The 13357-nt window shown below is 48.3% G+C and carries 18 protein-coding genes; 5 read left to right on the forward strand and 13 right to left on the reverse strand.

The features are described from left to right. Positions 1–84: 84 nt before the first annotated feature. The 4 genes from IEY53_RS35235 to IEY53_RS23005 all read right to left on the reverse strand — a co-directional run bounded on the left by IEY53_RS35235 (position 85) and on the right by IEY53_RS23005 (position 2517). On the reverse strand, positions 85–450 hold the full coding sequence (locus IEY53_RS35235) for a hypothetical protein (RefSeq protein WP_229696295.1): 366 nt from the start codon (positions 448–450) through the stop codon (positions 85–87). Positions 451–496: 46 nt separating this feature from the next. Further along, positions 497–1399, reverse strand: coding sequence for an alpha/beta hydrolase family protein (locus tag IEY53_RS22995; RefSeq protein WP_229696296.1), 903 nt, complete (start codon positions 1397–1399; stop codon positions 497–499). A 178-nt stretch (positions 1400–1577) separates the two neighbouring features. After that, the gene (locus tag IEY53_RS23000; protein ID WP_189029190.1) at positions 1578–2006 is read right to left on the reverse strand and encodes a DUF3021 family protein; all 429 of its coding nucleotides are present in this window, start codon (positions 2004–2006) and stop codon (positions 1578–1580) included. A 13-nt stretch (positions 2007–2019) separates the two neighbouring features. Then, positions 2020–2517: a LytTR family DNA-binding domain-containing protein gene (locus tag IEY53_RS23005; protein WP_229696297.1), complete on the reverse strand. Its 498-nt coding sequence runs from the start codon at positions 2515–2517 to the stop codon at positions 2020–2022. 477 nt (positions 2518–2994) lie between these two features. Between IEY53_RS23005 and IEY53_RS23010 the strand changes: the two genes are divergently transcribed. Genes IEY53_RS23010 through IEY53_RS23025 form a run of 4 tightly spaced genes read left to right on the forward strand, consistent with a single transcriptional unit; the run spans position 2995 to position 4721 of the window. Then, positions 2995–3411 (forward strand): MerR family transcriptional regulator, encoded by a 417-nt coding sequence (locus tag IEY53_RS23010; protein ID WP_189029191.1) that lies wholly within the window; start codon positions 2995–2997, stop codon positions 3409–3411. Then, positions 3411–3917 (forward strand): hypothetical protein, encoded by a 507-nt coding sequence (locus tag IEY53_RS23015; RefSeq protein WP_189029193.1) that lies wholly within the window; start codon positions 3411–3413, stop codon positions 3915–3917. Before IEY53_RS23010 ends, IEY53_RS23015 begins: the two co-directional genes overlap by 1 nt. Positions 3918–3936: 19 nt before the next feature. Then, complete coding sequence (gene clpP / locus IEY53_RS23020; RefSeq protein ID WP_189029194.1) at positions 3937–4521, forward strand: ATP-dependent Clp endopeptidase proteolytic subunit ClpP; 585 nt, start codon at positions 3937–3939, stop codon at positions 4519–4521. Between the two features lie 23 nt (positions 4522–4544). Beyond that, on the forward strand, positions 4545–4721 hold the full coding sequence (locus IEY53_RS23025) for a hypothetical protein (RefSeq protein ID WP_189029196.1): 177 nt from the start codon (positions 4545–4547) through the stop codon (positions 4719–4721). 6 nt (positions 4722–4727) lie between these two features. Here IEY53_RS23025 and IEY53_RS23030 read toward each other — a convergent pair whose 3' ends face one another. The 5 genes from IEY53_RS23030 to IEY53_RS23050 form a co-directional block, all read right to left on the reverse strand. Next, entirely contained in the window at positions 4728–5012 is a 285-nt protein-coding gene (locus IEY53_RS23030) for a recombinase family protein (RefSeq protein WP_189029198.1), read from the reverse strand. Between the two features lie 134 nt (positions 5013–5146). Next, positions 5147–6628: a 23S rRNA (uracil(1939)-C(5))-methyltransferase RlmD gene (rlmD, locus tag IEY53_RS23035; RefSeq protein ID WP_189029200.1), complete on the reverse strand. Its 1482-nt coding sequence runs from the start codon at positions 6626–6628 to the stop codon at positions 5147–5149. Between the two features lie 160 nt (positions 6629–6788). Then, entirely contained in the window at positions 6789–7679 is an 891-nt protein-coding gene (locus tag IEY53_RS23040) for a diacylglycerol kinase (RefSeq protein ID WP_189029202.1), read from the reverse strand. 228 nt (positions 7680–7907) lie between these two features. Next, positions 7908–8678: a sirohydrochlorin chelatase gene (locus IEY53_RS23045; protein ID WP_189029204.1), complete on the reverse strand. Its 771-nt coding sequence runs from the start codon at positions 8676–8678 to the stop codon at positions 7908–7910. Next, positions 8679–8969 carry a YerC/YecD family TrpR-related protein gene (locus IEY53_RS23050; RefSeq protein WP_019913624.1) on the reverse strand — a complete coding sequence of 97 codons (291 nt, stop codon included), beginning with the start codon at positions 8967–8969 and terminating at the stop codon, positions 8679–8681. A gap of 428 nt (positions 8970–9397) precedes the next feature. Here IEY53_RS23050 and IEY53_RS23055 point away from each other — a divergent pair, with 428 nt between their 5' ends. Next, on the forward strand, positions 9398–9946 hold the full coding sequence (locus IEY53_RS23055; RefSeq protein WP_189029206.1) for a tyrosine protein kinase: 549 nt from the start codon (positions 9398–9400) through the stop codon (positions 9944–9946). A gap of 86 nt (positions 9947–10032) precedes the next feature. Here IEY53_RS23055 and corA read toward each other — a convergent pair whose 3' ends face one another. From corA to IEY53_RS23075, 4 genes are all read right to left on the reverse strand, one after another. Continuing rightward, on the reverse strand, positions 10033–10992 hold the full coding sequence (gene corA / locus IEY53_RS23060) for a magnesium/cobalt transporter CorA (RefSeq protein ID WP_189029207.1): 960 nt from the start codon (positions 10990–10992) through the stop codon (positions 10033–10035). A gap of 119 nt (positions 10993–11111) precedes the next feature. Beyond that, the gene (locus tag IEY53_RS23065) at positions 11112–11762 is read right to left on the reverse strand and encodes an amino acid ABC transporter permease (RefSeq protein WP_189029209.1); all 651 of its coding nucleotides are present in this window, start codon (positions 11760–11762) and stop codon (positions 11112–11114) included. A 27-nt stretch (positions 11763–11789) separates the two neighbouring features. After that, a complete protein-coding gene (locus IEY53_RS23070; protein ID WP_189029286.1) occupies positions 11790–12422 on the reverse strand; it encodes an amino acid ABC transporter permease in 633 nt (210 codons plus the stop codon). A gap of 63 nt (positions 12423–12485) precedes the next feature. Next, positions 12486–13343 (reverse strand): glutamate ABC transporter substrate-binding protein, encoded by an 858-nt coding sequence (locus IEY53_RS23075; protein ID WP_189029211.1) that lies wholly within the window; start codon positions 13341–13343, stop codon positions 12486–12488. Between the last annotated feature and the right edge of the window lie 14 nt (positions 13344–13357).

Raw genomic sequence — 13357 nt, forward strand, 5'->3', positions numbered from 1 at the left:
CAGCACTCACTCCACATGTATGGGTTGCTCAAAATAGACAGTTCAGATGTGGCAGTATTCGCTACCCGGTTACGGAACAGCTTCTCAATACGTCGCTTTTGGAGCAAACTGACCTTGATTCTTTAGAGCATAGTCAAAAAAACGAAGGATAAGTTCATTTTGAGTTTCAATCGCGTAATATTTATCGATATCTGCTTTTCCGCCTTGCAACAGGTTTGCCAATATGGGCGAGAATAAAGGTAGATCGGTTAAACTTAAATGTTTTGCGCCTTTAAAATGAACGTTGTATGCACCTTTAAAATTTTTATTCGAAATTCTATTCGCGATATACGGAAGATACGAAGAACTGCTGTCGAGCTGTATCCACACATCATCCGAATAAACATTAAGAAGCGGGATGGTGAAAGCTTCGGATTTTGCAGTTAATTCGTTCGTAACTTTATCATACACAAGCTCACTAAAGAACGGAGCATCTATATTTACTACGGCGTCAATGTCATCGCGTTCTCTGCTCAGTGCTACGCTTGCCGCCCCCCCCCATAGAATGACCGAACACACCTATTTTCTGTGTATCGATGCGTTCATATACAGAATCTTTTTTTTGCCCGGCTTGATCCAGAATCGTATCCATGACAAAATCCATATCATCCGTTCGCAATTTCATCCATTTTTGAGTAAGCTCGAAAAACTCACCAAGCGAATAAACCCCTTCTTTATTTGCATTGTTGACTTCTTGCATGTACTCGGGATTAACCGTCACGACCTTTCCATCCTCGGAGACGGTATAAAAAGAATGATAGGGATGGTCAATGGAAACGACGACATAACCGTGGCTCGCAAGTTCTGTAAAGGTAGAAGTGTTGCTTGCTTTAATACCGAATGCTCCGTGGGAGAACACAAGCAAAGGATAGGTTCCGTCTGCCTGATCAGGAAACCAAAATTCCACGTTAACAAACCGATTGTCTTCCTGATCCGTAAATTCTTCGATACGATTCTTGTCCACATAGCTGTAAGTGGCGGTCGCCACTGCATACGGACCTGTCACTTGCGGCAGCCTATACTGTGGAAAAAGTAAAACAGGAACCAGGGTAACGACAACGGTCAGTGCTAACAAAAGGAATTTCCATACCGTAGAAAAAGCTTTGTAACGCGGAGTGTGTGTTTGTTTGCGTAGGAGCACAAGCATTTCCTTGAACGCTAATATAAAGAGCAAGCCTGCAAATAGCCCCCAAGTGTACTCCCATACGATAACTTTCCCCAAGATCAGCATCATGAATCCTATAAACATTGCAATTCTCGTCCAACTCTTTATCTTGCTGCGGCTTTGCTTGGTTGCAATGGAATAAACGGCAATTGCCAGCTCGAAGACTAACGTAACAACAAGTATTAAAATCTCCATATGATCTCTCTGCTCCTCGTCCAACTTTTTATGAGTTCATTATAAAAAATGGCCGAGCAGGTGTATACGCATAAACGATAAGCTGTAGGTGAGAGCCAATAAGTTGTAGAAAACAACGCAAAGCTGTGTACTTACGCTGCGAATACGGCTTTTTTGGGGAGCGGTTTGTGTATATCTTCTAAACCTCGTTTTTAAATGTTTTTAGTCTTTCATTGATCTTTTGAGCTTCCTTTTTGTCATTCTTATACGTCAGTAGGCGAACGATAGCATATACTGCGGCAATTTGCAAAGCAAATAATAGTATACCGAAAGTGCCGTATACGAGATTCAATATGACAGCCAGAGAAATTAATAGGGCTTCCAGAAAAAAGAAATGTAAAATCACCCGGAGGCGCATTTTATTCTCGCTAATCGCATGTGGCGTATATAAAATGATTCCGGTCAAAGCACCCAGAAAACAGAAAGCCATAATTGTAAAAATCGTCTTTAATTCGAAACTTGCATCAGGAGCATAGATTTGCCGCAAAACAGTGATGATTATAATGATGGAGGCGAATATAATTAAGAAATCTCTAATCGTTTCTTTTATAAGCTCGGAATACTTCATATAGGTCCCCCTTTTATAATCCAAGCATTTGTTTAAGCATTGGCACATACTGCCGTGATATGACTACCTTTTCCCCGTTATCCAATAATGCTTGAAAACGGCCGCTGATCGAAGGATGAATACTGGCAATCTTAGCTATATTTAGAATGGTCGATTTGGAGGCGCGAAAACAATGTTTCTCTTTGCAAAGTTCCTCCAGTTCATAAAGCTTTAGTTTGACTTCATGAACGTTGTTCTTACCATACGCAAACACTTTTCCGTCAACAGCTTCAAAATAATAAATATCACTAAGTTTGATGCGGCTGATCTTATCCTCATGATAACCAAGTATAATGAGCGTTTCGGTTTTTAGTTTATTAACGAGCTCATGTATTTCTTCGTCTACTTGGTGACACCTGATGCGGATCTCCTCTTCTTCTGTATGGTCTATTACTTCGATGGAAATTTTGATAGAATCACCCTCGGAAATTCGAATTAAACTTGGCAATAAGAAGTTGAAAGTAAAACCCATAAACACATCATAATTTCCAAATTACTCAATTACCTTTTCTGAATCCTGTTACTTTTTTCGACTTCAAGACCTATGAATCCTTCTAAGAGAACCATTTTCTCCAAAATTCACCTTAATTCCGGACTAAAAAAGAGAGCTATCCAAGGACGCTCTCATCAAAATTTCCTACAAATGAATTTATTACTCTCTCATTTACTATTCTCTGACATATCTACACACTCGACGTCAAAACCAAGGTCCAGCACGACGAAACCTCGATTTTGTCCTTCAGCACCTTATTTTTGAAATCAGCGCCATCCTTCGTGAAGGTCATAAAACCCGCAAAGTGTTGAAAACAAAGGATTTCTACGTATCTATTCGTTGCATTCCTCCCTTGGGGTGGACTTTTTTATTTTGACAAACGAATACCGTTACAGTAAACTGTAACCAATACAGTAAAGTGTAACACATACATTTGAATGTCATTGGAGGTGTACCATGAATAGCTATACCGCTAAACAAATAGCTGAAATTCTCCAACAAGATGATCCACGCATGAATCTGCGAACGGTAAGGTACTACACTCAAATTGGTATGGTACCGCCCCTTGAATTAGTGGGTAACAAAAGGGTTTACACAGATAGCCACATCAATTACTTTCGCGCAATTATTACCTTATCAAGAACCGGGGAAACCTTGGCTTCCATTCAAGAGACATTGAAAAAACTTTCCTTGGAGGACATCGAAAAAATAAGTCAGCAATTAACATTGTATGAATCCAGCCGAATTATTGAAAACGAAACTCTAAAGATAACGGACGATGTCATTATAACGATTAGCCCTCGAATTTCTGCGGAGTTAAAACAAAAAGTCATTGATTCAGTATCTCAAGCACTAAGGGGTGAAAATCAATAATGCTCGACATTAAATTAGCCAAGTCAAAGATGGAGAACGAAGAAGGTATGAATCATCTTTGGGTTCAGTTATTTCAGGATGAAAAAGTTCAACCCCAAAAGTCGGAAATCCAAATACAACTACCAAAAGGTATCTACCGTTCGAATAACCTTAATGGTTTTGTTGAGAATGAACGAGAACACATTGTAGTTGATGCCTTCGACCAAGATGTTATCATAGAAATCTTTACCCAAGATGCGATTCAATGTGGTGAAATGACAATCGTAGTAAGCTTATTGACAGCCGAGACTACGATAAGCAAAGAAATTCGGATTCAAATAGTCGAAGAAGATGAAATGGATATGGTTGAGATTGACGAACAAGTTGTCGAACGAATCAAAGAGTTAAGCAATGCCGCTCCAACCTACGATGCGGAAACAAATATTGTATCAATTCAACCAAGGATACTGGAGAAAAGGGACAATGAGTATTCGCACTTAGAAAAGAAATATCGCATTGACTACTGATGATGAAGGGGGTATAGCCATGAATCTGATTCCTTATGTTGTCGAGCAATCCTCTAGGGGTGAAAGAGCCTACGATATTTACTCTAGGCTCCTGCAAGACCGCATCTTATTTGTGTCCGGAGAAATTACCGACGATGTTGCCAATAGCGTCATAGCACAGCTTCTATACTTAGATGCTATGGATTCGGAAAAGGACATTAACATGTACATCAACTCACCGGGCGGTTCCATTACAGCAGGCATGGGAATCTACGATGCCATGCATTTAGTAAAGGCTGATGTAACAACACTATGTGTTGGAATGGCGGCTTCAATGGGTGCCTTTTTATTGGCAAATGGAGCGAAAGGTAAGCGGCTTGCACTTCCTAACAGTGAAATCATGATTCACCAACCTCTCGGCGGAGCGCGAGGTCAAGCAACTGATATTGAAATAAGCGCCAAACGCATTATTCGATTACGAGATAAAATAAACAAGATATTATCTCAACAAACAGGCCAAGTACTTGAGAAGATTGAAAGAGATACCGACAGAGACAACTTTATGGATGCCCACGAAGCAAAGGCATACGGGTTAATTGACAAAGTGATACATGTAGCACAATAAAGAACGGATTGGTGGTAAGGTGCGTGGATAATAAAGAACTCGAATACACCGTTGAGTACCAAGACAGTTACGGTGTAATTTATTTTGAAAATATCAAAGCGTCTGACCTATCCGATGCAAAAATGCAAATCCGCCAAAGATTCCCTGATGTTTCTATTAGAGCAGTTACCGTTATTCCACACGATAATGGAGATGAATAAGTTTAACTATAAGAGACCGCGCATATATTGGCGGTCTTTTGTACGCACATTCGATTTGAAAAAACCGTAGAAGACAACATCAAACATTCCTCGTTCAGCATCACTCATGAGACGTTTCAATTCGTGATGTTGGGAGGTACTCGTGCCAGTAATGCCTTCATCAGCATACACGTCAGCTAATTCCCACCCTTTTTCTTTTATATAGTTTTCAAAGAACGACACCTGACTTTCGAGGCTATCCTTTTGACTATCGAGTCCTGTACTTACCCTTGCATAAATGGCACATCTCATGCGCATTCTCCCCCTTTGGAAGCATGTTTTTGAGATGTGACAGTATTCGCTTGTTTATGTGTGGACGTTCACAATGACGGTTCAACAGAAATCAGTTACAACTTTCAAAACCCACTAAAAACAAGGGGCGTAGCCTATATAGGCTCGCCCCTCCATTCCATCAATAATACGCACTCCACATGCACCGTATGCGGGAACATATCCACCGGCTGCACCTCTACCGTTCTATACCCGCCATCCTCCAGCACCCGCAAGTCCCTGGCCAGTGTCGAAGGATTACAGGACACATACACCACACGCTCAGGCTTCATAGTCAGGATGGTGTCCAGCAGCCGGGGATCGCAGCCTTTGCGCGGGGGATCGACGACGATGACATCGGCGGTGATCCCCCGCTCTTTCCACTTTGGCATTACGTCCTCGGAAGCGCCTACCTCGAAAGTGACATTGTCCATGCCGTTAAGCGCTGCATTTGCCCGTGCATCCTCGATTGCTTCGTGTACGATTTCTACGCCGTAGACCTGCTTGGCATGCTGAGCCAGGAACAGGGAGATCGTCCCGATGCCGCAGTAGGCGTCGATCACGGTCTCTTTGCCGGTAAGGCCCGCGTATTCCACGGTTTTGCCATAGAGGACTTCGGTCTGATCGGGATTCACCTGATAAAAAGAGCGGGCCGAGATCGCAAATTTCACCTCGCCGATGTAATCGTAAATCACGTCGCTGCCCCAGAGGGTCCGCGTAACGTCGCCGAAGATTACATTGGTCTGCCGGGTATTCACGTTCTGGCAGAGGCTGGTGACCGCCGGGATTTCGCGGCGGATCTCTGCGATCCACTCGTCGGTATGCGGAAGGCGGTCACCATTCGTGACGAGGACAACCATCATTTCACCGGTACGGAAGGCTACTCTCACTACGACATGGCGCAGCAGTCCTTTGCCAGACTCTTCATCGTATGTGGAAATGCCCAGCTTCCGGCCGATGGCCTTCACACGACGAACGACATCGTCGTTATGCTCATGCTGGATCAGACAGGTGTCCATGTCCACGATCCGGTGGCTGCCGCGGGCGTAGAAGCCGCCCACAAGGCCGCCTTCTACCGTGCCCATCGGCACCTGCGCCTTGTTGCGGTAGCGCCAAGGCTCGGCCATGCCCAGCGTAGGCGGCACAATAATCCCTGCGGGCTCATTATCCCCTCCGCCGCTGCTGCGGCCCGGACTGGCCACCTGGAGCTTCCCGATCCGCTCCAGGTTGTCCACCACCAGCTGGCGTTTCCACGCCAGCTGCGCGGTGTAGTCCATGTGCTGCAGCCCACAGCCGCCGCATTGGTCGTAAATCCCACAAGGCGGCGCGATACGGTCGCTGCTCGCTTCCACAAGCTTCAGCAGCTTGGCGTAGCCGTATTGCTTTTTAGTCTTGAGCACCTTGGCCTGTACCTTCTCTCCAGGCAGAGCTCCCTGCACAAAAAGGGTAAAGCCCTCTACGCGGCCTACCCCTTCGCCTTCATGCGTCATGCCGATGATATCCAGCATCACTTCGTCATTTTTGTTCACAGGCAGTCCGGCGATAGGTGCCGTGCCGTCCCGGCGGCTGGTATTGCGGCCGCTGCGGTGTCTACTCATTGGTTCACATTCACTTCTTTCATTGTATACATTATTAACGCCGTAAAGCTTTATATTTCATAAAAGCCGGCTTTGCTATTCGGTCTCAATTTCTCCCGCTAATGGACTCACCAGCCGCATAATATTCCGGCACACCTGCTGTTACCGGAGCAGCACCCACTTAGGTATTCTGCGCAAAAATCCGCAGATGCGAAGGCAACATCTGGAAGTGGCCCGGCAGCGTGCCGCCGAGTTCGCCGTCCAGATTAAGCTGTACATGCCCGGGGGAAGTGACCTCCATAGCGTCAGTACGGAAATAGACAACCTTCTTGTCCTGCAAATGCTCACCGCGGATCGCCAGGCTGACCAGGCGGATGAACTCCGCTAGGTTACATTTCTTGACGGCAATCACATCAAACAAACCGTCGTCGATCCGCGCATCCGGTGCAAGCTTCTCGAAGCCGCCCACAGAGTTCGTATTGGCGATCAGGAACAGCATGAATTCATCATGGATAAGCTCCTGGCCGTTCGCCCGGATAATCAGCTCCTGCGGGGAGAGACTGGCCATCTTCTCAATGCCCTTCAGATAATAAGCCAGCTGGCCCATCATGGTCTTCAGCCTGCTGGGCACTTCATATGTCAGCTCGGTCAGGCTTCCACCGCCGGCGATATTAATGAAATAACGGTCATTGGCCTTGCCGAGATCAATCAGACGCGACTCGTTGCGGAGGATCAGATCGACCGAATCCTCCCAATTCTTCGGAATACCCATCGCACGTGCAAAATCATTCGTCGTTCCCAGCGGCAATACACCGAGCGGTGGAAGATTAGGCTTCTCCGCCATGCCGTTGATAATCTCATTCAGCGTACCGTCGCCGCCGCCGGCTATGATCAGATCAAAGCCGCGTGCCACAGCATCCGCTGCAGCTGCCGTAGCATCGCCCTCTCCGGTGGTTGCATGGCAGGATGCTTCAATGCCGCCAATATCCAGCCGGTCCAAAATATCGGCGAGCCGCTTCCTCATTTCTTCCCGTCCAGAAGTGGGATTGTAAATCAATCTCGCAGTTTTCATTTACCGGAACGCCACCTGTTTATATATTAGATAACCTAACTGATTATACCCAATTCAGACCCCCACAATCAATGCTGAGAGGCATCCGGAGCATTATTTACCCTAAAGTCCCTCCGCAGAGCTCCATATGAGGCCGCCAAACGAACTATATATGTGTATGCGGCAGCGGCCCTGATGAGCACAGCGGATGCCCCCTCTTATTAAGGAGATCTGCCCTGCATCCGAACGCTAGCCCTTCATCCGCACCCGTTCCAGCAGCACCTCTACCTGGTGCTCAATCCAGTGTGGAAGCAGCGGATGCGGCAGAAGTGTCTGGCCCGAATAAGCATAGTCGAGCCCGGCCAGTCTTTGCGGAATGACTACCTTGGTGAAATAACCTTCACTGAGAAAAAGCGGAGCCACCAGCACAGCATGACCCTGCTCCTGCCAATATTCCACTTTGCTTCGGACACTGCCTGGGTTCAGCAGACCATAATCGGCCGCCGCAACTCCGCTCACCTGGCGGACACGCTGGGCCAGCGAAGAGATCCCTTGCTCCCAGCGCTGCCGGAAGCCATCATGCACACTGCCATGTCCCACCAGCAGAATCGTCTCGCGGGCCGGATTCTTCGACAGCTCACGCACCTTGTCCCAGATCATCACGGCGATATCAGGATCATCATCGACCGGATAACCATAGTGAACGTTGGCTTGTACATCAAACCGTTCAAGATCGGTCTCCCGTTCAGGCTCAGGTTTGGCACCCAGCGCATATTCTATCTCATCCACATGTGTGCTGCCCGAGGAAACAAACAATGGGATCACCAGAATATCTGTGACCCCCGCATGTTCCAGTTCATGAATTCCATCTTGTATCAAACGGCCTTCTACCAGCTCTAAAAAAGAAACCGCCACAGGAAGCTCTTCCCGCAGCGATATACCTTGTACAGCATCCATCACAATTGATACCCACGCTTCATCGCGGGAACCGTGACTGATAATAAGTACGCCCGGCTTCATTTATCGTCCCAAGCGTTCCAGCGTTAATTTATAACCGTCATTGCCATAGTTCAGGCAGCGTTTCACACGGGAGATCGTCGCTGTGCTTGCACCCGTCTCCGCTTCAATCTGGTTGTAGGTAGAGCCTTTGCCCAGCATACGGGCGACTTCAAGCCGCTGCGAGAGTGATTGAATCTCGTTTACCGTGCACAAATCATCAAAGAATACGTAGCATTCTTCCATATTTTTCAAAGTTAAAATAGCTTCAAATAATTGGTCGATACTTTTATCGTTTAGCTTCTTCAGCTGCATGAATAGATCATCCCCTAAAAGTTCTGTCAGCACCGGCTGCCCTGCTGCAAGCCTTAATTAGAACGGTTACATTAAGCCTGACCTGTGTGACTCTCTTGCCTCTACTATATTGTACTGGAGCGCATTTTTCAAGCATTAACGGTTTCACGCTGTAAAGAACGAAAATGATGGACAAACGTCCACCCCAGGCGCACACAAGATTATGTATTGGACTGTCCTCTATCTCTGCGCAGAACATCTTCTGCCTTTCTTATACTACTACATGAGAACCGAAAATACAGCATAGTCACGGTTTTTTCACTTCTGGACCCGCCTTATGGGCATCCGCCCTTTTCCGCTCCTATCCCGGTTGACCGGGCGTTTGTCTATACCGTATGTTCGCCCATGACATACAGTATAGCAAACCACTAACGAAGGAATGTGATGTTATGTCCAGTCATTACTATAATCATTCCCGCCGAAGCCACCGTTCGCTGGCTGCCGATCCATACCATACATCGCCTTACCCTGGTATCAGTCCATACGTGCAGGCAGCACTCCCCGGGGACACCGGCATCTCCCCGGCTTTGGGAACGGAAGTTGTCGATACGGCCCTTGCTGTCCCCGTGGCTGAAGCCGCTCCGAAGGCAGGCGGATTGCTCGGAGGGCTCGGCTCACTGGGCAATCTGGCCAACATGGACCAGATCAAAGGTTTTATCGACCGCATGGGCGGCATCGATGGAATTGTGAACTCCGTGGGCAAGGTACAGAAGGTGATGTCGAGCTTTCAGCAGATGGCCCCCATGGTGAAGCTTTTGATGGGGAGCTTCGGCAAATCAAAGGGCGGAGCTGGGGCGCTTGCGGCAGAAGAGGATGCCGCTCTGTATAGCCCGAGACGCCGCCGCAAAAAACGCCCCGCTCCCAAGCGGCGCAACTCGGCCGCCAGCTCTCCCAAAAGCCGCCGCCCCGCCAAGTCATCCCGCAAACGCCGCCGTTAGCCGAAGTGTAATCCACCCGGCTTTCATGAACGCGTAAAAAGCGTATGCCCCGCGGGCATACGCTTTTGCTTTGTGTCCGCAGCAGTTCACTTGAACCAGCCGCTCCGCCGGAACCACTGGAACATGCCGCCGCCGAGCACCAGCATCAGCAGCAATATGGCCAGATACCCATACTTCCACTCCAGCTCGGGCATCACCCGGAAGTTCATCCCGTAGATTCCGGCAATCAGGGTCAATGGCATGAACACGGTTGTGATCACCGTCAGCGTCTTCATAATAGAGTTCATGCGGTTGGAATTCAGGGAGATGTAGCTGTCACGCAGATCGGCGGTCATTTCCCGGTCCACCTCAATCATATCGGTCAGCTTCAGCAGATGATCATAGATATCGCCAAAATAAATCCGTTCTTCCCCGTTGCTCTGGACATGCTGCGAATTGACGATCCGGTACATCAGATCACGCATGGGGACTATGGTCCGCCGCAGCTTCAGCAGCCGGCCGCGCACATCAAACACCTGGCTCATCAGCTCTTCCACCGATTCACTGCTGCCTCTGCTCTCCAGATCGGCCAGCTCATCTTCAATACTGTACAGACTGGGAAAATATTTGTCGACGAGCTTGTCCATCACCGTATATGCCGCCGCCATCGGCCCCCCGGACCAGCCTTTGCGGCTGTGAATCTCACGCCTCACCTGGTCCCAGGCTTCGTTCATCTCGGATTTCTCCTGATGATGATAGGAGACCAGGAAGTTTTTGCTAAGAAACAAGTCTATTTCTTCTGCCTCTAGCGTACGTTCATTCAGCGCATGGAGTACAAAAAACTGCACACTCTCGTAATAATCCAGCTTTGGACGCTGCAGGATATGCATACAATCCTCAATCGCCAAGGGATGAAAATGAAAATAGGAATCCAGCATTAAGGTCTCCTCAGCCGTGGGTGAAGCGAAATCCACCCAAATCCAGGCATAGTCGGCCAGTTGAATCTCACCAAGCGCCAGATTAAGCAGCACTTCCCCCTTATGTGTTACTGCCAGCGTACGTATCATAGTTGGTTCCTCCGTATGTTCATCTTCCACTCCTTCCATTGTACAGCAAGAATCTGACTCTTCCAAAAAAATAACCGCCACTTTCGCTTCCGGCGTTCCGGAAACGACTCCTGGCGGAATCAGTTCTCCCTGCTCTCCAGCCTTCTGGATAACAGCGATAACAGGAAATTGACGGTAAAATAAATCAGGGCCACTAGCAGCAAGGTAGGAATCGCGTAGCTGTACCCATGACCAATGACAATCCCTGCATGATGCATCAGCTCCGGCAGTGAAATGACTACCGCAAGTGAGGTGTCCTTCAGCAGGGAGATGAATTGGCTGACCAGCGGCGGAACCATCCGCCGCAGTCCTTGAGGGAGCACAATATGCCATAACGTCTGAAAGTTGCCGAGTCCCGACGAGCGTGCCGCCTCAATCTGCCCTTTATCAATGGAGGTGAGTCCTCCGCGGACAATTTCGGCAATCATCGCCGCTTCAAAAATAGTCAGCGCTGCAATGGCCGCCGCCATCAGCCCCATTCGGATCCCTACCTCCGGCAGTGCAAAACGTATAAAGAAAATGATCAGCAGCAGCGGCAGATTCCGGATCAGCTCCACCAGTACAAACATGATTGGGGACAAAAACGGAACCCGCGCATATCGAATGATGCCTACGACACAGCCGATCACAAAGCTGAGAATGATCGAGAAAAAAGCTACAATTAGCGTAACATACAGTCCATCCAGCAAAAATTTCAAATGATCAGCAGAGTAGGCACCGGCAAAATCCATAGGAACCCTCCTTGTTCTGCTCTATCCCTAATTACGCTGAAGTCTGCGCTCCCACACTCTGACTCCATAACTGAGCGGCAGTGTCAGCACCAGGTAGAACAAAGCTACAAAAATATAGGTGTCGAAGGTACGGTAAGTCTCGGTGGAAATCGAATCGGCGAAGTACATCAGATCCAGACCGGCAACGATCGTCAGTACAGAAGAATTCTTAATGAGGTTAATAAATTGGTTGCCCAGGGGTGGAATGACCAGCTTGATCGCCTGGGGCAAAATCACATGTTGCATCGTCTGAATGTAATTCAGGCCAGAGGAACGTGCTGCCTCCATCTGGCCTTTGGGCACCGCCATAATTCCTGCACGGATCGCTTCGGCAATAAACGCCGACGTATATACAGCAAGCCCAATCGTACCTGCCGTGAACCCGTCCAGCGGAAACCCCAGTGCGGAAGGTCCATAATAGAAGGCATAGACCACGAGCAGCAGCGGAATATTGCGGACGAATTCGACATAACCGGTGCCGAACCAGCGCAGACCTCTTACAGTAGTGATACGGAAGACGGCGATCAGCGCACCAATCAGGAAGCTGCCCGCCAGAGCCAATGTACTGGACAAGGTCGTCCCCAGGAATCCTTTCATATATAGGCCGAAATAATCGGTCATTATTGAAAAATCCACAGCTGTTCACCTACCCTCGTCTAGAGTATATTGGCCTCCCCTATTTGCCTACTTTGTCGGAGCCTTGCCGATCCACTTCGTATAGATAGTGCTATATTTTCCGCTTGCTTTCAATTCATCCAGTGTATCATTAATGGCCTGAACCACATCGCTGTTGCCTTTTTGCACAGCAATGCCGTAAGGCTCATCCGTGAAGGGTTCGCCCACCACCTCAAAGCCCGGATCCTGCGAAGCCATCCCGTACAGAATGGCATCATCTGTCGTCAGCGCATCGCCTTGTCCGGCTTTGAGGGCACTGAACGCATCCTGGTAATTATCGAATTCGAGAACCGTCACGCCGGGAACCTTTTCTTTAATATTTTTGATCGAAGTGGCCCCTTTGGAACCCAGAATCTTGGTCTCTTTCGTCACATCCTGCAGTCCGGTGATCGGGCTGCCTTTCTTCACCAGCAGCGACTGTCCGGCCTGAAAATAGACATCGGAGAAATCAACTTCCTTCTTGCGTTCTTCCGTAATGGTCATCGTCGCTACCACCATATCAATCTCACCATTGTTCAGCATCGGAATGCGTGTCTTGGAGGTAACCTCCTTAAGTTCAATCGCATTTTCGTCCCCGAGAATATGCTTGGCGATAGCCTTGGAGATGTCGATGTCGAAGCCTTCCACATTCCCGCTTGCCGGGTCCTTGAGCCCGAAGAGACGGGTATCATATTTCACGCCGACCAGCAGCTTGCCGCGTTCCTTGATTTTGGCAATGGCATCCGAACCTGCGGCTCCCGGTGCGGGAGTTGCTGTGCCAGCTGCATTGTTGTTGCCTGCGGTATTGTTATTGCCACAGCCCCCAAGTACGAACATAGCGGCAACCATAAGAACACACATCAGCTTCCAGCTCTTCACCTTTTTCATGTCTCCTCATCCCC

The organism is Paenibacillus albidus, assembly GCF_014644435.1.
In the GTDB taxonomy this organism is placed as follows: domain Bacteria; phylum Bacillota; class Bacilli; order Paenibacillales; family Paenibacillaceae; genus Paenibacillus_AQ; species Paenibacillus_AQ albidus.